This is a genomic window from Streptomyces sp. YIM 98790 (genome assembly GCF_011421595.1).
Lineage (GTDB): Bacteria > Actinomycetota > Actinomycetes > Streptomycetales > Streptomycetaceae > Streptomyces.
Genome location: NZ_WTLH01000013.1, coordinates 39,518 through 60,964 on the forward strand (window position 1 = coordinate 39,518; position 21,447 = coordinate 60,964).

At 70.8% G+C, this 21,447-nt stretch carries 20 protein-coding genes and 1 pseudogene; 11 read left to right on the top strand and 10 right to left on the bottom strand.

What is annotated here, in order from left to right; translation table 11 throughout:
* The first annotated feature begins 2 nt into the window (after positions 1 to 2).
* Both GQS09_RS04370 and GQS09_RS04375 read left to right on the top strand, forming a co-directional pair.
* A complete protein-coding gene (locus tag GQS09_RS04370; protein ID WP_165984631.1) occupies positions 3 to 1,295 on the top strand; it encodes an MFS transporter in 1,293 nt (430 codons plus the stop codon).
* A 138-nt stretch (positions 1,296 to 1,433) separates the two neighbouring features.
* Positions 1,434 to 1,754, top strand: coding sequence for a hypothetical protein (locus tag GQS09_RS04375; protein WP_165984632.1), 321 nt, complete (start codon positions 1,434 to 1,436; stop codon positions 1,752 to 1,754).
* A gap of 86 nt (positions 1,755 to 1,840) precedes the next feature.
* On the opposite strand, the gene GQS09_RS04380 is transcribed toward GQS09_RS04375, so the two are convergent.
* Entirely contained in the window at positions 1,841 to 3,340 is a 1,500-nt protein-coding gene (locus GQS09_RS04380; RefSeq protein ID WP_165984633.1) for a CCA tRNA nucleotidyltransferase, read from the bottom strand.
* A 234-nt stretch (positions 3,341 to 3,574) separates the two neighbouring features.
* Between GQS09_RS04380 and GQS09_RS04385 the strand changes: the two genes are divergently transcribed.
* The 7 genes from GQS09_RS04385 (at position 3,575) to trxA (ending at position 13,388) form a co-directional block, all read left to right on the top strand.
* Positions 3,575 to 6,031, top strand: a complete 2,457-nt coding sequence (locus GQS09_RS04385; protein ID WP_207957443.1) for a DUF6049 family protein — start codon at positions 3,575 to 3,577, stop codon at positions 6,029 to 6,031.
* Positions 6,032 to 6,083: 52 nt separating this feature from the next.
* Positions 6,084 to 8,363, top strand: coding sequence for a murein biosynthesis integral membrane protein MurJ (gene murJ / locus GQS09_RS04390; RefSeq protein ID WP_165984635.1), 2,280 nt, complete (start codon positions 6,084 to 6,086; stop codon positions 8,361 to 8,363).
* A gap of 167 nt (positions 8,364 to 8,530) precedes the next feature.
* Positions 8,531 to 10,240, top strand: coding sequence for a protein kinase family protein (locus GQS09_RS04395; protein WP_165984636.1), 1,710 nt, complete (start codon positions 8,531 to 8,533; stop codon positions 10,238 to 10,240).
* Between the two features lie 14 nt (positions 10,241 to 10,254).
* Positions 10,255 to 10,965, top strand: a complete 711-nt coding sequence (gene sigM, locus GQS09_RS04400) for an RNA polymerase sigma factor SigM (protein WP_165984637.1) — start codon at positions 10,255 to 10,257, stop codon at positions 10,963 to 10,965.
* Positions 10,962 to 11,843: a hypothetical protein gene (locus tag GQS09_RS04405; RefSeq protein ID WP_165984638.1), complete on the top strand. Its 882-nt coding sequence runs from the start codon at positions 10,962 to 10,964 to the stop codon at positions 11,841 to 11,843. Before sigM ends, GQS09_RS04405 begins: the two co-directional genes overlap by 4 nt.
* Before the next feature lie 154 nt (positions 11,844 to 11,997).
* A complete protein-coding gene (gene trxB / locus GQS09_RS04410; RefSeq protein WP_165984639.1) occupies positions 11,998 to 12,984 on the top strand; it encodes a thioredoxin-disulfide reductase in 987 nt (328 codons plus the stop codon).
* Positions 12,981 to 13,388, top strand: a complete 408-nt coding sequence (gene trxA / locus GQS09_RS04415) for a thioredoxin (RefSeq protein ID WP_399552397.1) — start codon at positions 12,981 to 12,983, stop codon at positions 13,386 to 13,388. The genes trxB and trxA overlap by 4 nt, the downstream gene beginning before the upstream one ends.
* Before the next feature lie 104 nt (positions 13,389 to 13,492).
* Here trxA and GQS09_RS04420 read toward each other — a convergent pair whose 3' ends face one another.
* The 3 genes from GQS09_RS04420 to GQS09_RS04430 form a co-directional block, all read right to left on the bottom strand.
* Positions 13,493 to 14,110 carry a GNAT family N-acetyltransferase gene (locus GQS09_RS04420; protein ID WP_165984641.1) on the bottom strand — a complete coding sequence of 206 codons (618 nt, stop codon included), beginning with the start codon at positions 14,108 to 14,110 and terminating at the stop codon, positions 13,493 to 13,495.
* Between the two features lie 62 nt (positions 14,111 to 14,172).
* Complete coding sequence (locus GQS09_RS04425) at positions 14,173 to 15,303, bottom strand: ParB/RepB/Spo0J family partition protein (RefSeq protein WP_165984642.1); 1,131 nt, start codon at positions 15,301 to 15,303, stop codon at positions 14,173 to 14,175.
* A complete protein-coding gene (locus GQS09_RS04430; RefSeq protein WP_243761103.1) occupies positions 15,300 to 16,361 on the bottom strand; it encodes a ParA family protein in 1,062 nt (353 codons plus the stop codon). The genes GQS09_RS04425 and GQS09_RS04430 overlap by 4 nt, the downstream gene beginning before the upstream one ends.
* 447 nt (positions 16,362 to 16,808) lie before the next feature.
* Between GQS09_RS04430 and GQS09_RS04435 the strand changes: the two genes are divergently transcribed.
* Entirely contained in the window at positions 16,809 to 17,189 is a 381-nt protein-coding gene (locus GQS09_RS04435; RefSeq protein ID WP_165984644.1) for a VOC family protein, read from the top strand.
* A 98-nt stretch (positions 17,190 to 17,287) separates the two neighbouring features.
* On the opposite strand, the gene rsmG is transcribed toward GQS09_RS04435, so the two are convergent.
* The 6 genes from rsmG to rpmH are packed head-to-tail and all read right to left on the bottom strand — an operon-like array spanning position 17,288 to position 20,572.
* On the bottom strand, positions 17,288 to 18,040 hold the full coding sequence (rsmG, locus tag GQS09_RS04440; RefSeq protein ID WP_399552396.1) for a 16S rRNA (guanine(527)-N(7))-methyltransferase RsmG: 753 nt from the start codon (positions 18,038 to 18,040) through the stop codon (positions 17,288 to 17,290).
* On the bottom strand, positions 18,037 to 18,540 hold the full coding sequence (locus GQS09_RS04445) for a R3H domain-containing nucleic acid-binding protein (protein WP_165984645.1): 504 nt from the start codon (positions 18,538 to 18,540) through the stop codon (positions 18,037 to 18,039). The genes rsmG and GQS09_RS04445 overlap by 4 nt, the downstream gene beginning before the upstream one ends.
* A gap of 14 nt (positions 18,541 to 18,554) precedes the next feature.
* Entirely contained in the window at positions 18,555 to 19,700 is a 1,146-nt protein-coding gene (gene yidC, locus GQS09_RS04450) for a membrane protein insertase YidC (protein ID WP_165984653.1), read from the bottom strand.
* A gap of 12 nt (positions 19,701 to 19,712) precedes the next feature.
* Positions 19,713 to 20,030 carry a membrane protein insertion efficiency factor YidD gene (gene yidD, locus GQS09_RS04455; RefSeq protein ID WP_243761104.1) on the bottom strand — a complete coding sequence of 106 codons (318 nt, stop codon included), beginning with the start codon at positions 20,028 to 20,030 and terminating at the stop codon, positions 19,713 to 19,715.
* Positions 20,027 to 20,410, bottom strand: a complete 384-nt coding sequence (gene rnpA / locus GQS09_RS04460) for a ribonuclease P protein component (protein ID WP_165984646.1) — start codon at positions 20,408 to 20,410, stop codon at positions 20,027 to 20,029. The genes yidD and rnpA overlap by 4 nt, the downstream gene beginning before the upstream one ends.
* 24 nt (positions 20,411 to 20,434) lie before the next feature.
* Positions 20,435 to 20,572: a 50S ribosomal protein L34 gene (gene rpmH / locus GQS09_RS04465; protein ID WP_165984647.1), complete on the bottom strand. Its 138-nt coding sequence runs from the start codon at positions 20,570 to 20,572 to the stop codon at positions 20,435 to 20,437.
* 369 nt (positions 20,573 to 20,941) lie between these two features.
* Between rpmH and GQS09_RS29045 the strand changes: the two are divergent.
* A pseudogene (locus GQS09_RS29045) lies at positions 20,942 to 21,447 on the top strand (chromosomal replication initiator protein DnaA); the annotation flags it as partial.

Here is a 21,447-nt window from a genome sequence, read left to right on the forward strand (position 1 = left end):
CGATGTCCGTCGTCGTCGACTTCCGGATACTGTGGCGCTTCCCCGGCTTCCGGAAGCTGCTGCTCGTCCGCCTGCTCTCCCAGTTCACCGACGGGGTCTTCCAGGTCGGCCTGGCCACCTATGTGGTCTTCTCCCCGGAGCAGCAGACCAGCCCCGAGGACATCGCCGCCGCCATGGCCGTGCTGCTGCTGCCCTACTCGCTCCTGGGGCCGTTCGCCGGTGCGCTGCTGGACCGCTGGCGCCGCCGACAGGTGCTGCTGTACGGCAACCTGCTGCGCGGTGCTCTGGCCGCCGCCACCTGTCTGCTGGTCCTGGGCTCGGTACCGCGCTGGCAGTTCTACCTCTCCGCGCTCTGCGTCACCGCCATCAACCGCTTCATCCTGGCCGGGCTCTCCGCCGCCCTGCCCCGGGTTGTGGACCGTGAGCGGCTGGTCATCGCCAACTCCCTCTCACCGACCGCGGGCACCATCGCGGCCACAGCCGGGGGAGCCTCGGCCTTCGGACTGAGCTATCTCGCCCGCACCGAGGTCTCCAGCGACGCGCTGGCCCTGATGGCAGCCGCCGTCCTGTACCTGCTGGCCGGCCTGGCCGCCCTGCGCATGGGCCGGGATCTGCTCGGCCCGGCCCCCTCCGAGATGTCCAAGGAGACCCTGAGCGCCCTCGCGGCCACCGCCCGGGGACTGATCGCCGGGCTTCGCCACCTGAACCGCCACCGCACCGCCGCCCGGGTACTGCTGGCCGTCGCCATGATGCGCTTCTGCTACGGCGCCCTGCTGGTCACCGTGCTGATGCTGGCCCGCTACGCCTGGGCCGACGGCCGCCTGGAGGGCGACGGCATGGCGCTGCTGGGTGTGGCCGTCGGTCTGTCCGGCGCGGGGTTCTTCGCCGCCGCCGTCGTCACTCCGTGGGCCGTGCAGCGCCTCGGCCGGCTCGGCTGGTTCGCCTGGTGCGCCGGGTCCGCCGCCGTGCTGGTGCCCGCCCTGGGCCTGTCCTTCCGGCCCCTGCCGGTGCTGGTCGCCGCCTTCATCCTCGGCCTGGTCACCCAGGGAGCCAAGATCGTCACCGACACCGTGGTGCAGTCCGTGATCGACGACGCCTACCGGGGCCGGGTCTTCTCCGTCTACGACATGCTGTTCAACGTCGCCTTTGTCGGCGCCGCCGGCCTGGCCGCCCTGATGCTGCCGCCGGACGGCCGCTCCGCCGCCCTGGTGCTCACCGTCTCGGTGATCTACGCGGCGGTGACCGTGGCCATGACCCGTTTCCACCGCATTCCGCCCGATGTCAGTGTCACATAACAGCCACAGAACCCCGTCAGCCCGGCACCGCGGGCCGACTCGTCCCCCGGCCACACTAATGTGGCCCTCCGTTACCGTGCGGAGGCTGCACAGCTCGCCGAAAGCCCTGTTCAAGGCGCTGATCCGCACAGCACCAACATGCACATCAGAGGGGACATCATGACCAAGAAGCTGCTGTCCGTGGCGGTGGCCACCATAGCCGCCGCCGCGGTCCTCACCGGCTGCAGCTCCGAAGCAGAGCGCTCCCAGGTCGGCGACTGCCTGCGCAACGAGGGCACCATGGCCTCGCCCGACCTGAAGAAGACCGACTGCACGGCCGACGACGCCGAATACAAGGTCGTCGACAAGATCGAGGGCGACATCTCGGACGGGGCCTGCGAGAACGCGGAAGGCGCCCACACCCAGTACTACGAGGAGTACGGCGGCAAGAAGTTCTCCCTCTGCCTGGGCGACGTCTGACACCGGCGCCGAGACACACAACCCGGCACGGGCCGCGACTCCCCTGCGGAGACCGCGGCCCGTGCCGTTTCACTGCCCGTGCCGTTTCACTGCTGCCGCCACCACTCCCGGAGGGCGTTCTCGGCGGCCTCACGGCCCAGCGGGCCGTGCTCCAGCCGGAGCTCCAGCAGGTACTGATAGGCGCGTCCCACCTGCGGGCCGGGCCCGATACCGAGGAGGGACATGATCTCGTTGCCGTTGAGATCCGGCCGGATGGCGTCCAGTTCCTCCTGCTGCCTCAGCCGCTCGATCCGGGCCTCCAGATCGTCATAGGCCCGGGACAGCGCCTGCGCCTTGCGCCTGTTGCGGGTGGTGCAGTCCGAACGGGTCAGCTTGTGCAGCCGCTCCAGCAGCGGCCCGGCGTCCCGCACATAGCGGCGCACCGCCGAGTCCGTCCACTCCCCGGTGCCGTAGCCGTGGAACCGCAGGTGCAGCTCCACCAGCCGGGAGACGTCCCGGATCAGCTCGTTCGGGTACTTGAGCCTGCTCATCCGGGCCTTGGTCAGCTTGGCCCCCACCACCTCATGGTGATGGAAGGAGACCCGGCCGTCCTTCTCGAACCGCCGCGTCTTCGGCTTGCCGATGTCGTGCAGCAGCGCCGCCAGCCGCAGCACCAGATCCGGCTCCCCCGGCTCCTCCAGGTCGATGGCCTGCTCCAGCACGGTCAGGCTGTGCTCGTAGACATCCTTGTGCCGGTGGTGCTCGTCCAGCTCCAGCCGCAGCGCCGGCAGTTCCGGCAGCACCTCCCCGGCCAGCCCGGTGTCCACCAGCAGCGACAGGCCACGCCGCGGATGCGCACCGAGCACCAGCTTGTTCAGCTCGTCCCGCACCCGCTCCGCCGAGACGATGGAGATCCGCCCGGCCATCTCCGTCATCGCCTCCACCACCTCGCCGGCCACCGTGAAGCCGAGCTGGGAGGCGAACCGCGCGGCGCGCATCATCCGCAGCGGGTCGTCGGAGAACGACTCCTCGGGGGTGCCCGGAGTGCGCAGCACCCGCCGGGCCAGATCCTCCAGACCGCCGTGCGGATCGATGAACACCTTCTCCGGCAGCGCCACCGCCATGGCGTTCACCGTGAAGTCCCGCCGGACCAGGTCCTCCTCGATCGAATCGCCGTAGGACACCTCGGGCTTGCGGGAGGTCCGGTCGTAGGACTCCGAGCGGTAGGTGGTGATCTCGATCTGGAAATCCTGCTTGTGGCAGCCGACCGTGCCGAAGGCGATGCCCACCTCCCAGACCGCATCGGCCCACGGGCGGACAATGCGCAGCACCTGCTCGGGCCGCGCATCGGTGGTGAAGTCCAGATCGTTGCCGAGCCGCCCCAGCAGCGCATCCCGTACCGAGCCGCCCACCAGGGCCAGCGCATGCCCCGCCGCGGCGAATCTCCGGGCCAGATCGTCCGCGACGGGGGAGACCCGCAGCAGCTCGCTCACGGCCTGGCGCTGCGCGTCACCGAGCGCCGAGGCGGTGGCTGCAAGGACGCCCCCGGGCCCGGCGTCAGCGGTCGGGGCGGCGGTCGAGTCGATGGCATTGCTGTCGTTCGGCACAACAGAACAGGGTACGTGGCCCGTGCCACCGGCCGCCCGCCACCTCCGTGCGCACGGCCCCGCCGCCTGCCGGGAACGGCCCGGGGCGGCCCTGGACGGGCACCGGCGCCGCTTCCGGCTCGTTACCATATCCGCCTGGACCGGCACATCGGACACGACGAGAGAACGAGGGCCCGCGTGGTTCATGCGGCGGAGCACCCCCGACGGGCTGTGACGGCGGCAGTACAGGGCGCGATGCCGGCGGGGTACGCCGGAACACCGCGCCGCACCCGGCCACCGCGCCGGCCGCCACGAACCGTCCTCATCCCGCTGCTCACCGCCATGCTGCTGGGCTGGCTGCTGCCCCTGCCGTCGTCCCGGGCCGAGGCCGCCCAGCCCACGGGGCAGCACACCGCGGTGGACAACGACACCCCGGCGGTGCTCACCGTCACCAGTGTGGAACCCTCCGGCCCGGACGACGGCGACACCCTCACGGTGCGCGGCACGGTCACCAACGAGGGGGAGCACCCGATCGTCGAGGCGTCCGTGGATCCCCGCTATGCGGTCCCGCTGACCAGCCGATCCGCCGTGAAGGACGCCCTGGACCGGGAGGAATTCGCGCTGGAGCAGGACGGCGGATTCGTCGAGGGCCACCCGGCCGAGCTGGAGACCATCCCGCCGGGGCTGTCCCGCTCCTTCACCCTCCGGGTGCCGGTCTCGGCGCTCGGCTTCGGGGAGCCCGGCGCCTACCAGCTCGCCTTCACCGTCACCGGGCAGACCGAGGAACAGCGCTGGGGCGACCGCATCCTGGGGGTGGGACGCACGGTCGTCCCCTGGCAGCAGGACGGCCGGAACGGCACCCCGGGGCTGCACCTGACCGTGCTGTGGCCGCTGATCTCCACCGCGCATCTGACCGGCCAGACCCAGACCGACGAGACCCAGACGCCGCTGTTCCAGGACGACACCCTGCTGGCCGAGATCTCCCCCGGCGGCCGGCTGCACGAGATGGTGGCGCTCGGCTCCGAGCTGCCCGTCACCTGGGTCATCGACCCGGACCTGCTGGCCTCGGTGTCCGCCATGGCCGAGGAGTACTGGGTCGCGGGACCGGACGGCGACCCCGAGAAGCAGGTGGCCGGCCGCGGCCAGGAGGTCGCCCGCGCCTGGCTGCTCCGGCTCAAGGAGGCGGTGCGGGACGCCGAGGTGGTCGCGCTGCCGTTCGGTGACACCGATCTGGCCTCCCTGGCCCACCGGGGCAAGGACGTGCCCGGGGTGCTCTCCCACCTGAAGTCCGCCACCGATCTGGCCACCTCCACCGTGGAGACGGTGCTCGACGTGGTGCCGACCACCGAATACGCCTGGCCCGTGGAGGGCGCCGTGGACGCGGACATCGTCTCCGTGGCCACCGCCGCCGGCGCGGACGCCGTCATCGCCCGCAGCGACTCGCTGCGCAGCTACGAGGGCCTGAACTACACCCCCGGCGCGGCCGGCCCGATCGGCGGCGGCACCACCGCCGTGGTGGCCGACGCCCGCCTCTCCCGGCTGTTCGAGGGCGACATGAGCCGGGCCGGCAACGTTTCCCGGGCCCATCAGCGGCTGCTGGCCGAGACCCTGGTGATCGCCGACGAGGTTCCGGCCAAGGACCGCTCCCTGCTGTTCGCCCCGCAGCGGATGCCGAGCGCCGCACAGGCCCAGGCCATGGCCGATGCCCTGGGCGCCCTGCGGGAGCAGGGCTCCTGGCTGGACTTCGTCCCCCTGGCCCGGACCGCCTCGGCCGCGCCCGACCCGGACGCCTCCTTCACCGTGCCGAAGGCCGCGGACTATCCCGAGCGGCTGAGCGAGCAGGAACTGCCCGCCGAGGCGTTCCAGGACATGCGGGACACCCAGCAGACCCTGGACCGCTTCGCGGTGATCCTGACCCGCCCGGACCGGGTGGTGGTGCCGTTCGGCAACGCGATCCGCCGCGAGATGTCGGTCTCCTGGCGTGGCCGGCCCACCGAGGGCGCCCGCTTCCGGGCCGGGGTGGAGAACCAGCTCGACGGGCTGACGCAGCAGGTCTTCCTCATCGAGAAGTCCCCGATCACGCTCTCCGGGCGCAGCGCGGTCATCCCGGTCACGGTGCAGAACAACCTGATGCAGGACGTGCACAACCTGCGGCTGGAGCTGACCTCCAGCCGCCGCATCGGCCTGGAGGTCGACGACGTCCAGGAGGTCACGGTCAGGGCCGGGCTCAACAAGGTGGTGAAGTTCGAGGCCAACGCCCGCGCCAACGGCAAGGCGTATCTGGAGGCCCAGCTCTACACCGCGGGCGAGACCCGCACCCCGTACGGGGAGGCGATCCGCTTCCAGGCGGATGTCACCTCCATCACTTCCACGGTGCTGCTGGTCATCGCCGGCGGCCTGCTGCTCGTGGTGCTGGCCGGCATCCGGATGTACTCCCAGCGCAAGCGCGCCCAGGCCGAGGCCGGCCGCCCTGCCGACAGCGAGTCCGATGAGCCGGACGGACACAGTGACCCGGACGGACACAGTGAGCCGGACGGAGAGGGTGAGCCGGACGGACAGCAGGACGACCAGCCGGATACGCCGCACAGCACCCCCCGGGCCGCCCCGCCGGGCGGAGGGCCGCATACTCCGCAGAGCGGCAGTGGGACCGACACCGACGGTGACAGCGGTCTCTCCCCGGTCAGGGGTGAGAAGGTGGACCGCAGCGAGTGAAGCCCGCGGCTGGGCCGGCCGGGCAGCCGGTGACACATGAGGTGGGGTAAGGATGCAAGCGCCGTACGACCGTGAACACGGACCGGAGGCCGGGGGCGGGGAGCCCGCCGGCCCGCCCGCCCACGACCCCTACCTGGCGCAGAGCTACGCCCATGACCCCTATGCGGAGCGCGATCCCCTGGCCCAGGACCCGGTGGAGGACGCCCTGTACGACCGCGCCTCGCACCCCCCGCCGCCGCCCGGCAGCACGCCCGACTCCGGCACCCTCTACCAGCCGCCGCCCACCCCCCGCCACGCCCCCGACCCGCAGCGCTGGGCGCCCCCGCCCGCCCCGGAGCCGGACCGTCCGGCCCGCCTGATGCCGCACGGCGACCAGCCCGGCGCCACCGAGTTCACCGGTGTCGACGACCTGGTCGGCGGGGCCGCCGAGCGCGGCGGCCCGGATGCGCCCCCGGCCGCGGCCCACCAGGACGTCTTCGCCCACCTCTACCGTGACCAGCAGGTCACCCCGCCGCCCGGACGCCTGCCCGGCACCGCGCCGCACTCCTCACCCGCGGAGACCGGCCCGCCACCGCGTCCGGGAGCCCACCCGGCGCCCCCGCCCCCGAAGCCGCCCGTGCAGCCCCCGTCGGCCGCTCCCGGACCGGTCCCCGGGCCCGATGCCACGCCCCCACCCCCCGCACCCGCGCCCGCCCGCCGCGGGTCCAGCCTGCTGAAGTCCAGCGCCATCATGGCCGCCGGCACCCTGGTCTCCCGGGTCACCGGCTTCGTCCGCCAGCTGGTCATCGTGGCCGCGCTGGGCGCCGCCGTCCTCGGCGACACCTACGCCATCGCCTGGGCGCTGCCGTCGATGATCTACATCCTCACCATCGGCGGCGGCCTGAACTCCGTCTTCGTGCCGCAGCTCGTGCGCGCGATGAAGAACGACAACGACGGCGGCGAGGCCTATGCCAACCGCCTGCTCACCCTGATCACGGTCATCCTCACCGGCCTGGTCCTGGTGTCCGTGCTGGTCGCCCCGCTGCTGATCCGGATGATGTCGGCGAAGATCGCCGACGATCCGGCGGCCAACGAGGTCGCGGTCTCCTTCGCCCGCTACTGCCTGCCCACCATCCTCTTCATGGGCATCCATGTGGTGCTCGGCCAGATTCTCAACGCCCGCGACCGCTTCGGCCCCATGATGTGGACCCCGGTCCTCAACAACCTGGTGGTCATCTTCACCTTCGGCGCCTTCATCTGGGTCTACGGCACCCAGTCGTCCTCGGGCCTCGCCGTGGACACCATCCCCGCCGAGGGGGTCCGGCTGCTGGGCATCGGCACCCTGCTGGGACTGACCGTCCAGGCCCTGGCCATGCTTCCCTATCTGCGTGCCGACGGCTTCCGGCTCCGCCCCCGCTTCGACTGGGCCGGCACCGGTATGGGCAAGGCCATGCGGCTGGCCAAGTGGACCGTGCTCTTCGTCTTCGCCAACCAGATCGGCCTGGTGGTGGTCTCCCAGTTCGCCACCTGGGCCGGCGAGAGCGCCGAAGCGGCCGGCTACCCGGGCACCGGTTTCATCGCCTACAGCAGCGCGCTGCTGATCTGGCAGATGCCGCAGGCCATCATCACCGTCTCGGTGATGGCCGCGCTGCTGCCCCGGCTCTCCCGCTCGGCCGCGGACGGCGACACTGCCGCGGTCCGGGACGATCTCTCCCACGGGCTGCGCACCTCGGCGGTGGCCATCGTCCCGATGGCCTTCGCCTTCGTCGCCCTCGGCGTGCCGATGTGCACCCTGCTGTTCGGTTCGGCCGGGGAGAGCGGGGCCCGCTCCTTCGGCTACATCCTGATGGCCTTCGGCCTGGGGCTGATCCCCTTCTCCGCCCAGTACGTGGTGCTGCGCGCCTTCCACGCCTACGAGGACACCCGGACCCCGTTCTACAACACCGTCATCGTCTCGGCGATCTGGATCGCGCTCTCCGCCCTGTCCTTCGTCGTCCTGCCGGACCGCTGGGTGGTGGCGGGCATCGCATTCGGCTACGGGATCGCCTACGCCCTGGGCGTGCTGGTGGCCTGGCGGCGGCTGCGCCGCCGGCTCGGCACCGATCTGGACGGCCACCGCATCATCCGCACCTACATCCGGCTGGGCGGCGCCAGCCTGCCGGCCGCAGTTCTCGGCGGCGCCGCCGGTTACGGCATCACCCAGGCGCTCGGCAGCGGACTGATCGGCTCGCTGCTGGCCCTGTGCGCCGGCGGGCTGGTCCTGCTGGGGGTCTTCTACCTGGCGGCCCGCCGGATGCGCATCACCGAACTGACCACGCTGGTAGGCATGGTGCGGGCCCGTCTCGGTCGCTGACCGCTCCCGGTCACAGGGCCCGCTTACCCATCCTGTACAACTCCTGTACAACCTACGGCAGCCCTCAGATGTCGTGCGGGGTACGGAAGTAGCGGCACAATTGACGTCAGGCAAGGGCATGGACCACGGCCGGCATCAAGGCCATTGACGGGGAGGCGGAGAATACGGTGGCGGAACGCTCAACGGCCACAAGTCCCTCTCAGCCGCCCGCCGGGGGAGGCAGGAAGGGCAAGGCCGCCGCCGGGAAAGGTGAGCAGCCCTCACAGAACTCGCCGGAGGCTCCCTCGGAGGAGACCTCGGAGCAAGCCCCCGAAGACTCCGCCAAGGAACCGCCCGAGCTGCACAGTGGGCACCGCCTCTCCCGCCGCTACCGGCTGGAGGAGTGCATCACCCGGCTGGACGGGTTCAGCAGCTGGCGCGCGGTGGACGAGAAGCTGCGCCGTGCCGTGGGCGTCCATGTGCTGCCCGCCGACCACGAACGGGCCGGGCAGGTCATCAAGGCGGCCCGTTCGGCGGCCACGATGAGCGATGCGCGCTTTGTGCAGGTGCTGGACGCCGCCGACGACGGCGAACTGGTCTATGTCATCCACGAGTGGCTGTCCGACGCCACCCCCCTGGGCACCGTGCTGGCCTCCGGCCCGCTGGAGGCGCACGAGGCGTACACCCTGGTCTGCCAGCTCGCCGAGGGGATGAGCGAGGCGCACCGCAAGGATCTGGCTCATCTCCGGCTGAACCCCACGAGCGTGCTGCGCACCAGCGCCGGCCAGTTCCGTATCCGGGGCCTGGCCGTGGACGCGGCACTGCGCGGCATCACCGGCGACGACGCCCGGCGCGTCGACACCCAGGCCATCGGTGCCCTGCTCTATGCCTCACTCACCCAGCGCTGGCCGTCCCCGGAGGGCGGGTACGGGCTGTCCGGGGTCGCGGGGCTGCGGGGGAACTCGCGGGATTCCCTGGCCAGTCCGGAACAGGTCCGGGCCGGGGTGCACCGGGGCCTGTCCGAACTGGCGATGCGAGCTCTGATCAACGAGGGTGCCACCGCGGCCAGTCACAAGCCTCCGTGCACCTCCCCGGAGGAACTGCTCAAGGCCATCGGCGAGATGCCCCGCATCCGCCCGCCCGAGCCCGATCCCGGCCTGCTGGCCGCCTATGGCCACAACGGCTTCCAGAACGGTCCGGCCGCCGCGCCCGGCCCGGCGGTCACTCAGCCTGCTGGCGCGGCGGCCCCGCCCGCCCTGCCCGGCCGGACCGGAAAGATCCTCAAGTGGGGGGTCTCCGCGCTGCTGATCGCCGCGCTGGGGCTGAGCAGCTGGCAGATTGCCGACGCACTGATGAAGGGCGATCCGGCGCCCAAGCAGCCCCCGGTCTCCCAGGAGACCACCGACCCCGAGGACAACGAGCCCCAGCCCACCGCCGCCCCTGTCGAAGTCGCCGCGGTCCATGACTTCGACCCGTGGGGGGACGGCCAGGATCCGGACGACGTGGCCAATGTGCTGGACGGCGATCCGGAGACCTACTGGCAGACCGCGAACTACTTCGGTCCGTCCTTCGGCAACCTCAAGGAGGGCGTGGGCCTGCTGCTGGATCTCGGCGAAAGCCGCTCGGTGAGCGCGGTCGAGGTCTCGGCGCTCGGCGGCGACCACCCCATGCAGCTGATGATCCCCTCGGGCGGGGCGGGCCAGGCCGGCGGCAGCGGCACCCTGCCCTCCTCTCTCGATCAGTTCACCCCCATCGCCGAGGAATCCGGTACGTCGATCACCCTGGCGACGGACCAGCCGGTGGACACCCGCTATCTTCTCGTCTGGCTCACGGATCTCCCCCAGGGCACGGACGGCAACTACCGTGGGCGCATCACCGAGATCAGGGTCACCGGCTGAGGGAGCGACATCAGGTGGAGGGGGTACAGGCAGAACCGGACGAGGAGGTCCTCGCCCGGCATGTTGCCGGAGACCCCGATGCCTTCGGCCTGCTGGTCCGCCGGCACCGGGACCGGCTGTGGGCGGTGGCGCTGAAGACTCTGGGGGACCGGGAGGACGCGGCCGACGCCGTGCAGGAAGCGCTGCTCTCCGCCTACCGTTCCGCCCACACCTTCCGCGGACAGGCAGCCGTCACCACCTGGCTGCACCGGATCACCGTCAACGCCTGTCTGGACCGGGTACGCCAGCGCAAGAGCCGCCGCACCTCGCCGATGCCCGAGGCGGAACGCCTGGAGACGCTGCTGGAGCCGCAGGAGCCGGCCGATCTGCCGGCGGAGCGCCAGGACCTCCGCCGCGAACTGCGCGAGGCACTGGACGAGCTGCCGGCCGACCAGCGCGCCGCCCTGGTGCTGGTGGACATGCAGGGCTATCCGGTCGCCGAGGCCGCCCGCATCCTCGACGTCCCCACCGGCACGGTCAAGAGCCGCTGCGCCCGGGGCCGCGCCCGGCTGCTTCCCCTGCTCCGTCACCTGCGCTCCGGAGCGGAGTCCCGCGAGGAGGGCGCACCGGACAGCGCAGCAAGGAACCGGACAAGCCGCTCCTCCGTCCCATCGTCGAGACACCCGGGCACCCCGAGCGGACCGGACGGTGCCGGAGCCATGCAGGGCGGAGGTGAGCACGCGTGAAGGAGACCCATCCCGAGCCTGCCGAGATCTCCGCCCTGCACGAGGATCTGCTCTCCGCCGCCGAGGCCGCCGCGCTGGGCCGCCACCTCGACGGCTGCGCGGAGTGCTCCGCGATCGCCGCCGATCTGGAGACGCTCCGGCAGGAGCTGTCCGGTCTGGGCGATCCGGGCCCCATGCCCGAGGACATCGCCGCGCGCATCGACGCCGCTCTGGCCGCCGAGGCGGTTTCACGTGAAACCGATACGACCGCCGTTTCACGTGAAACCGTGCCCGCCGCCCCATCCTCGGGGGAGGGTGTCAAACCGCGCGCCTGGCCCTGGCTGGCCCTGGCCGCCGTCACCGTCCTGGCGGTGCTCGGTCTGGGCGGGGTCGTTCTTCAGTCCCTCTCCCCGCCCGGTTCCGGCGCGGACGATGCCGGTGCGGCCGCCGACCTTGCCCAGGGCTCGGAGCAGGCGGAGAGGTCGGTCGCGGAGAGCGATGTGACCGCCAGGGTCCACTCCCTGCTCTCCCGCCGGGATTCCGCCGCGGAAGGCGAGCCGTTCTCCAACGACGACGGCATCGACCAGGGTGGGGAAGACACCGGCGAGGACCACGATGCCGAGGAGAGCGGCGACGGAACACAGGAATCCGCGCCCGGCACCGGACCGGCCCAGACGGCTCCCCGCTGTGTGCTCTCGGCCACCGGCCGCTCCTCCGAGACCCCCTTGGCCGTGGACCCGTACTTCGCCTTCGACGGGCTGCGGACCTACCTCCTGGTGCTGGAGCACTCGAAGAGCCGAGAGCTGGTCGACGCCTACGTGGTCACCGCCGAGTGCACCTCCGGTTCTTCCCCGCAGACGGGTGAACTCCTGTACCAGGAGACTGTGGCCCGCCCCTGAGAAGGGCAAGAAATCATCTGCCCCTGGCTTCAACCACCCGCCCAGGGAATGCCCGGGGCCTTAGTATCCGTTACTGGACTGAGGATCCCGCCCGGGGTCCCGGCAGGCCCTCAGAGACACTCCGAGATCCGCCCCGAGACAAGGAAGACATGCCGTGAGCGACGTCCGCAACGTGATCATCATCGGCTCCGGGCCCGCCGGATATACGGCCGCTCTCTACACAGCACGGGCTTCGCTGAAGCCTCTGGTCTTCGAGGGCGCGGTCACCGCGGGCGGCGCCCTGATGAACACCACAGAGGTCGAGAACTTCCCCGGCTTCCGCGAGGGCATCATGGGACCGGAGCTGATGGACAGCATGCGCGCCCAGGCGGAGCGCTTCGGTGCCGAACTGGTCCCGGACGATGTCACCGCGGTGGACCTCACGGGGGACATCAAGACGGTCACCGACTCGGCCGGCACGGTGCACCGCGCCAAGACGGTGATCGTCGCCACCGGCTCCCAGCACCGCAAGCTGGGCCTGCCGGGGGAGGACGAGCTCTCCGGCCGGGGCGTGTCCTACTGCGCGACCTGTGACGGCTTCTTCTTCCGCGAGCACGACATCGTGGTCGTGGGCGGCGGTGACACCGCCATGGAGGAGGCCACCTTCCTCTCCCGCTTCGCGCGCACGGTGACCGTGGTCCACCGCCGCGATGCGCTGCGCGCCTCCAAGGCGATGCAGGAGCGTGCCTTTGCCGATCCCAAGATCTCGTTCCGCTGGAACAGCGAGGTTGCGGCCATCCATGCGGCGGAGGGCAAGCTGTCCGGCCTGACGCTGCGCGACACCGTGACCGGTGAGACCTCCAGCCTCGCGGCCACGGGCCTGTTCGTCGCCATCGGGCACGACCCGCGGGTCGAGCTGTTCAAGGACCAGCTCGATCTGGACCAGGAGGGCTACCTCAAGGTCGACGCGCCCTCGACCCGCACCAACGTCCCCGGGGTCTTCGCCGCCGGAGATGTGGTGGACCACACCTACCGCCAGGCCATCACGGCCGCCGGAACCGGCTGCGCCGCCGCGCTGGATGCGGAACGCTATCTGGCGGCACTGAGCGACCAGGCACCTCTGGTGGAGGCCGCCGTGGTCCAGCAGACCATCGAAGCCTGACCCGGGCCTCGCCTCACGTCCGTACCTCTGTTGAGCAAAGGAGAACTGCCATGGCCGGTGCCACCATCAAGGTCACCGACGCGGACTTCGAAGAGAAGGTGCTGAAGAGCGACAAGCCCGTGCTGGTCGACTTCTGGGCCGAGTGGTGCGGTCCGTGCCGCATGATCGCCCCGTCGCTGGAGGCCATCGCAGCCGAGCACGACGAGATCGTGATCGCCAAGCTCAACATCGACCAGAACCCGGCGATCACCGCCAAGTACGGTGTCATGTCGATCCCGACCATGAACGTCTACCAGGGCGGCGAGGTCGTGAAGACCATCGTCGGCGCCAAGCCCAAGGCGGCCCTGGAGCGCGATCTCGCGGATTTCCTGTCCGCAAAGGGGAGCGTCTCCAAGGAGGCCTGACCGGAACCGCGTGACCGGAACCGCACCGAAGGGGCCGTGTGTTTCACGTGAAACACACGGCCCCTTCGTCTGTCCCCTCGACGGCCGTGGCCCGCCCGGCTCTGTCAGGAGGGCCGGAGAGCGGTGATCGGCTGGGCCGCGCCCAGCAGCCGGTCCAGCGCCAGCTCCACATCCGCCCGCCAGGAGAGAGTGCTCTTGAGCGACAGCCGCATGCGCGGGAATGCGGGATGCGGTCGCACCACCTCGAAGCCGACCGCCTGGAGATACTCCGCGGGCAGCAGACAGGCCGGCTCCTTCCAGCGCGCATCCCCGAACGCCTCGATCGCCCGGAACCCCCGGCTCAGCAGATCCTTGGCCACGCCCTGAACCAGCGCCCGCCCGATCCCCTGGTTCTGGAAGCCGGGGACGATCCAGGCCGTCATCAGCTGCACGGCATCGGGCGAGACCGGACTGGTGGGAAAGGTCGAGGAACGCGGCACATAGGCCGGCGGCGCATAGAGCGCATAGCCCACCGGTATCCGGTCCACATAGATGATCCGGCCACAGCTGCCCCACTCCAGCAGCACGGCGGAGATCCACGCTTCCTTCTCCAGCGCGGTATGACCGGCTCGCTCGGCCGAGGCCGCACTCACCGGATCAAGCTCCCAGAACACGCAGGCGCGACAGCGGTCGGGCAAGTCGCCAAGGTTGTCCAGCGTGAGCGGCACAAGCTGACGCCCCATGGATCCATCGTATCCATGGGGCGTCTCTGGCATGCCTGCGCTCCGCCGGTGTCGCTCCTGCCTCAGGCGTCAGTCTCGTCCCGGTCCTCTTCGCCGTCGGCCTGGTCCAGCACCCGGCTCTCGCCCGGGGCGAGCTGACCCAGAATGCGCTGGAGATCATCGATGGAGGCGAACTCCACGACGATTTTCCCCTTCTTCTGGCCCAGATCGACCTTCACCCGGGTCTCGAACCGGTCGGAGAGCCGGTCGGCGAGCCGGTCCAGGGCGGGTGAGACCCGCTTGCCGGCACGGGGCGTACGGCGCCGGGAGGCCGGTGCCGATCCCTTGGTCTGCAGCGTGACGATCTCCTCCACCGCACGCACCGACAGGCCCTCGGCCACGATCCGCTGCGCCAGCCGGTCCTGCTCCTCCGCGTTGTCCAGAGCAAGCAGCGCCCTGGCGTGCCCGGCCGAGAGCACTCCGGCGGCCACCCGCCGCTGCACCTCCGGGGAGAGGCGCAGCAGCCGGATGGTGTTGGTCACCTGCGGACGCGACCGGCCGATCCGGTCGGCCAGCTCGTCGTGGGTGCAGTTGAAGTCCCGCAGCAGCTGGTCGTATGCCGCCGCCTCTTCCAGCGGATTCAGCTGCGCCCGGTGCAGGTTCTCCAGCAGCGCATCAAGCAGCAGCCGCTCGTCCTGGGTCTGGCGGACGATCGCGGGGACCACTTCCAGGCCGGCCTCGCGGCACGCCCGCCAGCGGCGCTCCCCCATGATCAGCTCGTAGGCAGGGCCGCCGCTCCCGCCGGTGCGGCCCTCGATGCGGCGGACCACCACCGGCTGGAGCAGGCCGACCTCCTTGATGGAGGCGACCAGCTCGGCCATGGCGTCCTCGTCGAAGTTCTCACGGGGCTGGCGCGGGTTCGGGGTGATGGAGTCCAGCTCCAGCTCGGCGAAGTGGGCACCGGCCACACCATTCACCGGCTCCGGGTCGTCCCGCACCGCGGCTTCTGCCGGGTCAGGGTCCGGCGCTCCGATGACACCGTCGGCCAGGCCGCCCACCACCGCGGCCGGCACACCGCGGCCGGCTCCCAGCCCCGGCAGGGCAGTGGGAGACGGAGCCGGGCTCTCGGCAGTCGCCTCGCTCTCACCCGCCGCCGGTGCCTGCGGGATCAGCGCTCCCAGCCCACGGCCGAGCCCTCTGCGTCGTTCACTCATTGCGGCCCCTCCACCGTGCCGTGCTGGATGGACTGCTGCGCGGTGTGACCGCGCAGCGCAATCTCGCGGGCCGCCTCCAGATAGGAGAGCGCACCGCTGGAATTCGGGTCATACGTCAGGACGGTCTGCCCATAGCTGGGCGCCTCGGAGATCCGCACCGAGCGCGGAATGTTGGTGCGCAGCACCTCCTGACCGAAGTGGCTCCGCACCTCCTCGGCCACCTGCGAGGCCAGCCGGGTCCGGCCGTCGTACATCGTCAGCAGAATCGTCGAGACATGCAGCCTCGGGTTGAGATGGCCCCGCACCAGCTCGACATTGCGCAGCAGCTGGCCCAGCCCTTCCAGGGCGTAGTACTCGCACTGGATCGGGATGACCACCTCGGCACCTGCCACCAGTGCGTTGACGGTGAGGAGGCCGAGGGAGGGCGGGCAGTCGATGAGAATGTAGTCCAGCGGCTGCTCATAGGCTTCGATGGCCCGGCTGAGCCGGCTCTCCCGGGCCACCATGGGCACCAGCTCAATCTCCGCACCCGCCAGGTCGATGGTGGCGGGGGCACAGAACAGCCCCTCCACATCCACCACCGGCTGGACCACCTCGGAGAGCTGCCTGCTCTCCAGCAGCACGTCGTAGATGGAGGGAACATCGGCGTGGTGATCAATGCCCAGCGCGGTGGAGGCATTGCCCTGCGGATCCAGATCGATCACCAGCACCCGGTTGCCGTGCAGCGCGAGCGAGGCCGCCAGATTGACCGTGGAGGTGGTCTTGCCGACACCGCCCTTCTGGTTGGCGACAACCATGATCCGGGTCTGCTCGGGCCTCGGCAGGGCACCGCGGGCGCGGTGCATCATCTCCACCGCCTGCTGCGCTGCCCGCCCCCCTCCGGCAATGCCGGGCGGGGGCCCGCCCTGCGCCATATCGACCGCACCGCCGGGGGCATCCGTTGACTCTGACCGGGGACCGGGGACCGGCTCTGCCGTCGGCCCCGCGGTATTGGCGTCAGACCGCAATGGTTCACTCTCCTCGACATGCACGGCCTTCGTAGGTTCAAAGCCTGCCATGCGGGAGGGCCGCTGAACCAGCGAACCTCGCTCACCTGTGGACAGAGAGGCAGAGGGAGCCGTGGGATTGCGTCGTTCCCGGGCCGCGGTGGCCCGGCCGCGGCCGATGATCCCCTGAAGAAGCGAGCCCCGCTTGATGGGAAGTTTCACGTGAAACACGATGCGGGCCGGTTCCCCGAGGGCCCGGCCCGACACACCGCCGCCGCGGGAGCGGACGCCGGTATGGAGTAGACGTCCTCAGGATGGCACCAGGACCCGCCGTCGGGTCGTGCCTGCCTCGCTGCGCGGACCACGGTCCTCGCCCGGCGGCACCAGCGAGCGAGCCGAGGACCCGAAAACCCTTACCACCTGCTCGCCCCGCCCCGGTACGGTGTGTGCCCACTGCGGGGAGCCCAGGAGCTCCCGCACGTGTCCGCCCCGGCAGTTCCCAGCTGAGAGGTTTCGTCCATGGCATGTCGTATCAGTGAGCTCGTGCTCGGTTGCCGCGACCCCGAGGTACTGGCGCGGTTCTGGTGCGAGGTCCTGGACTTCGTCGTGCTCGACCGCGAAGAGGACGGCACCCTCGAAATCGGGCCACGCGAAGGGTTCGGCGGCCCGCAGCCGACGATCATCCTCAGCCGCAGGGAGAAGCCGGAACCGGGGAAGTCCCGGCTGCACATCGACGTCAACCCCACCGACCGCGATCAGGACGCCGAGCTCGAACGCCTCCTCACGCTCGGGGCGCGCCCAGCCGACGTCGGCCAGACCGGCGAGGAGCAGTGGCACGTTCTCGCCGACCCCGAGGGCAATGAGTTCTGCCTGCTCAAGGCCCGCCTCAACCCGCTCTGACGGCCCTGACGGCCCTGTCCGCCCGCTGCCGGCCCCAGGGCCTGCGGACACCTGGTGATCGTGAGTGGTGGCTCATGGCCAGGTGCCCACGACAGGTCCTAGGGGCGGCGCCGACGCTGACGGCCGGCCCTCGCGGCCTTGGCCCGCTTGGCGGCAAACCGCACCCCGCCCGGGCTCTCGCCCACCTCCACCCGCACCACCGTGGACGGCGGATCCACCACTTCGACCCCCACATGCATCACCGAGGCGGACACCACACCCAGCTTGGCCAGCGCGGCCCGGCAGGACTTCAGCTCCTCCGCAGCGGTGTCGCCCTTGAGCGCCAGCATCTCCCCGTAGGGACGGAGCAGCGGCACGCCCCAGCCGGCCAGCCGGTCCAGCGGCGCCACCGCTCGTGCCGTCACCACATGCACCGGCTTGAAGGTGCCGAGCACCTCCTCGGCCCGTCCCCGGACCACCCGCACATGGTCCAGCCCCAGCAGCTCCACCACCTGCTCCAGAAACATGGTGCGGCGCAGCAGCGGCTCCAGCAGGGTGACCTCCAGGTCGGGCCGGACCAGGGCCAGCGGAATGCCGGGCAGCCCGGCCCCCGAGCCCACATCGCACACCGACACACCCTCCGGAACCACCTCGGAGAGCACGGCGCAGTTCAGCAGATGGCGCTCCCAGAGCCGGCCGACCTCCCGGGGGCCGATCAGGCCGCGAGTCACCCCCACATCGGCCAGCAGTTCGGCATAGCGCACGGCGTCCGCCAGCCGGTCGCCGAAGACCCGCTCGGCGGCTTCGGGTGCCGGCGGCAGCCCCGTGGCAACCTCGTTCTCCGCCGACCCGTCCGGTCCGGCTCCGGTCACGGCAGAACGACCACGCGCCGCTGCGGCTCCTCGCCCTCGGACTCGCTGCGGAGTCCGGCGGCCTTGACCGCGTCATGGACGACCTTGCGCTCGAACGGCGTCATCGGCTGCAGCTTGACCGGCTCGCCGGTCTCCTTCACCTGCTGCACCGTCTGCTGGGCCAGGGCGGTCAGCTTCTCTCGCTTCCTGGCCCGGAAGCCCGCGATGTCCAGCATCAGCCGGCTGCGCTCCCCGGTCTCCCGGAGCACGGCCAGCCGGGTCAGCTCCTGGAGCGCCTCCAGCACCTCGCCGTCCCGGCCCACCAGACGCTGGAGATCACGTGCCGGACCCTCGGTGATCACGGACACCGACGCCCGGTCACCTTCGACATCCATGTCGATGTCGCCGTCCAGATCCGCGATATCGAGCAGCCCCTCCAGGTAGTCGGCCGCGATCTCCCCCTCCTGCTCCAGGCGGGACAGGGCGTCGGTACTGCCGGCGGTCGAGGTGGTGTCCGCCACGTCGAGGCTCCTTCTCACTTCTTGGTCTTGGCTGACGGCTTGCGCTTGCCGGGCTGCGCCTTCTTGGCCGCGCCGTTCCGGCTCTGTCCGGTGCCACGGCCGCCCCCGGTGCCGCCGCCCGCGGAGCGCGGCGCCCCCTCGGCGACCGAGCCCGGCGCCTTGTCCTGGGGCGTGCCCTGACGCTGCTGCCCGGACGGGGCCTTGGCGGAGGACTGGGGTCGCGGGGCGGCGCCGGACTGGCGCTGCGCCTTGCTCTGCCGCTTGGGCTGCTGCCGGCTCGCCCGCGCCCGCTCCACGGCCTCGCGGACCTGGACCTCCTCCGGGTCCTCCTTGAGCTTGCCCTTCCGCCGCAGCCGCTCCTGCCGCTGCTCGAAGGCGATGCTGCCCGGGGTGGGGTTGCGGACGATGACGTACATCTGCTGGCCCAGCGTCCACACGTTGGTGGTCAGCCAGTAGATCAGCACACCGACGGGGAAGTTGATGCCGAAGACGGCGAACATGATCGGGAAGATGTACATGAGCATCTTCTGCTGGTTCATGAACGGCGTCTTGACCGTGAGGTCCACGTTCTTCGTCATCAGCTGGCGCTGGGTGAAGAACTGGGACGCCGACATCAGCACGATCATGATGACGGTCACCACGCGCACATCGGCCAGAGAGGCGCCGAGCTGGCTCAGCTTCTCCGCCGAGTCCATGAACTTGGCCGCGATGGGCGCGCCGAAGACCGTGGCCTCCCGGGCCTGGTCCACCTGCTGGGCGTCGAGCACGCCCACCGTCTTGTTCTGGGCGATGTGGTTCAGCACCTGGAACAGCGCGATGAAGAACGGCGACTGGGCCAGAATCGGCAGACAGCTGGAGAAGGGGCTCGTACCGGCCTCCCGGTAGAGCTTCATCATCTCCTCGGACTGCCGCTGGCGGTCGTTCTTGTACCGCTCCTGGATCTTCTTCAGCTGCGGCTGGAGCGCCTGCATGGCGCGCGTCGCCTTGATCTGCTTGAAGAAGAGCGGGATCAGCAGGATGCGGATCACGATCACCAGGGACACGATCGACAGGCCCCACGCCCAGCCGCTGGCTTCGTCGAAGACCAGGCTGTAGAGGTTGTGGAACTGGACGATGATCCACGAGACAGCGATATAGAGGGGACTCAGGATCGTATTGATCGTGTCCACGGGTCAGGCTCCTTGGGCAGTCGTATGAGTCCGGGTGGCCCCGCCCGCGGACTCGGTCCGGGGGGACACCAGGCGGGCACGGATACGCTGATGCCAGACCGGATGCTTCCGGGCAGGCACATGATCGACACCACCCCGCGACCAGGGATTGCAGCGCAGGATGCGCCACCCGGTCAGCGCCGTTCCCTTGATCGCGCCATGCCGGTGGATGGCCGTGTACCCGTAGTGAGAGCACGACGGGTAGTAACGGCACACCGGCCCGAGCAGCGGACTGATGGTCCACTGGTACAGCTTGATCAGCAGCAGCAGTGGGTACTTCATGTCCGTACCCCTCCCAGCAGCCGCTCCAGAGCGGCATCGAGGTCCCGGCCCAGGTGCGCGTAGTCGGCGGTGCCGGACCCGGGCAGCGCCCGGACTACGACAAGGCTACCTGCGGGCAGACGGTGCAGGCGGTCCCGTATCAGATGGCGCAGCCGTCGTTGCACTCGATGACGCACCACGGCATTGCCCACGGCCTTGCTCACGACGAAACCCGCACGCGGTGGAGGAGTCCTCTCCTCCGCGGCGTGCGGGTCCGTACCTCTGCTCGAATGGCCGCTGATCAGATGGACGACGAGGTTCCGCCGCCCTGCCCGGCGCCCCCTGCGGACCGTGGCCGCGAAGTCCTCGCGCCGCCGCAGTCGGTTCTCGGATGGCAGCACCGCATGGACCGGGGATCAGGCAGCTCAGGCCGACAGTCGGGTGCGGCCCTTGCCGCGGCGGTTGGCGATGATCGCGCGGCCGGCACGGGTCCGCATGCGCAGGCGGAAGCCGTGGGTCTTCGCGCGACGCCGGTTGTTCGGCTGGAAGGTGCGCTTGCTCACTGCGGGCTCCAGTTACGTCGTCGGTGATGCGGTGATTCGGGAGGTGTCGTGATCCGTGCCGACCGGCTGTCACCGTGCGCCCACGAGGAGCCCGCCACGCCACGGAGGAGTTCTCGCTCCGGGGGTCTGCCCATCGGAGGCAGGCGGCAGCAGCCGTCGACAACTCGACCGTGCAACGGTACGCGCGCCGGGTCCTTTCGGTCAAACCGCCGCCGCCCCCGGAGGCGTCTTTCGAGTTTGTACACAGGCTGTGGACAATGACTTGATGCGCCCGTGCCGGGCTGACTACCGTTGCTGAACTCGCGGCCGAGTCACCGCCCGGCGCCCGTCCCCTTAAGTTCCGGCGAAAGCGAATGAGAGAGCGTGCCCGTGGCTGACCTACCTGCCGATCTTGCCGCAGTGTGGCCCCGCGCGCTCACCTGGATGCTGGCCGAGGGGAAAGGACTGGAGCGCAAGGATCACCGCTGGCTCGAAGACTGCCAGCCGCTCGCCCTGGTGTCCGGCACCGCCCTGCTCGGGGTGTCCAACGAATACGCCAAGAGCGTGCTGGAGGGGCGGCTGGCCCCGCTGCTGGGCGAGGCGCTCAGCCGGGAGTGCGGCCAGCCGGTGCGGCTGGCCATCACCGTCACCGCCCCGCCCCCGCCCGTCGACACCGGGCCGGTCTACCGCGCCGCACCCGAGCCCGCCCCGGAGCCCGAGCGCCCGCCGCTGCCCGCCCCGCGCGAGCCCCAGCCGCCGGCCCGGCCCGCCTGGCGGGAGGGCTACGACCCCTACCAGGCCTATGAGCGGCACGGCTACGAGCAGCAGCAGTTCGAGCAGCCGCAGCCCTTCGACCAGTACGAACAGCGGCCCGCCGCGCCCGGCGGGCCGTCCGG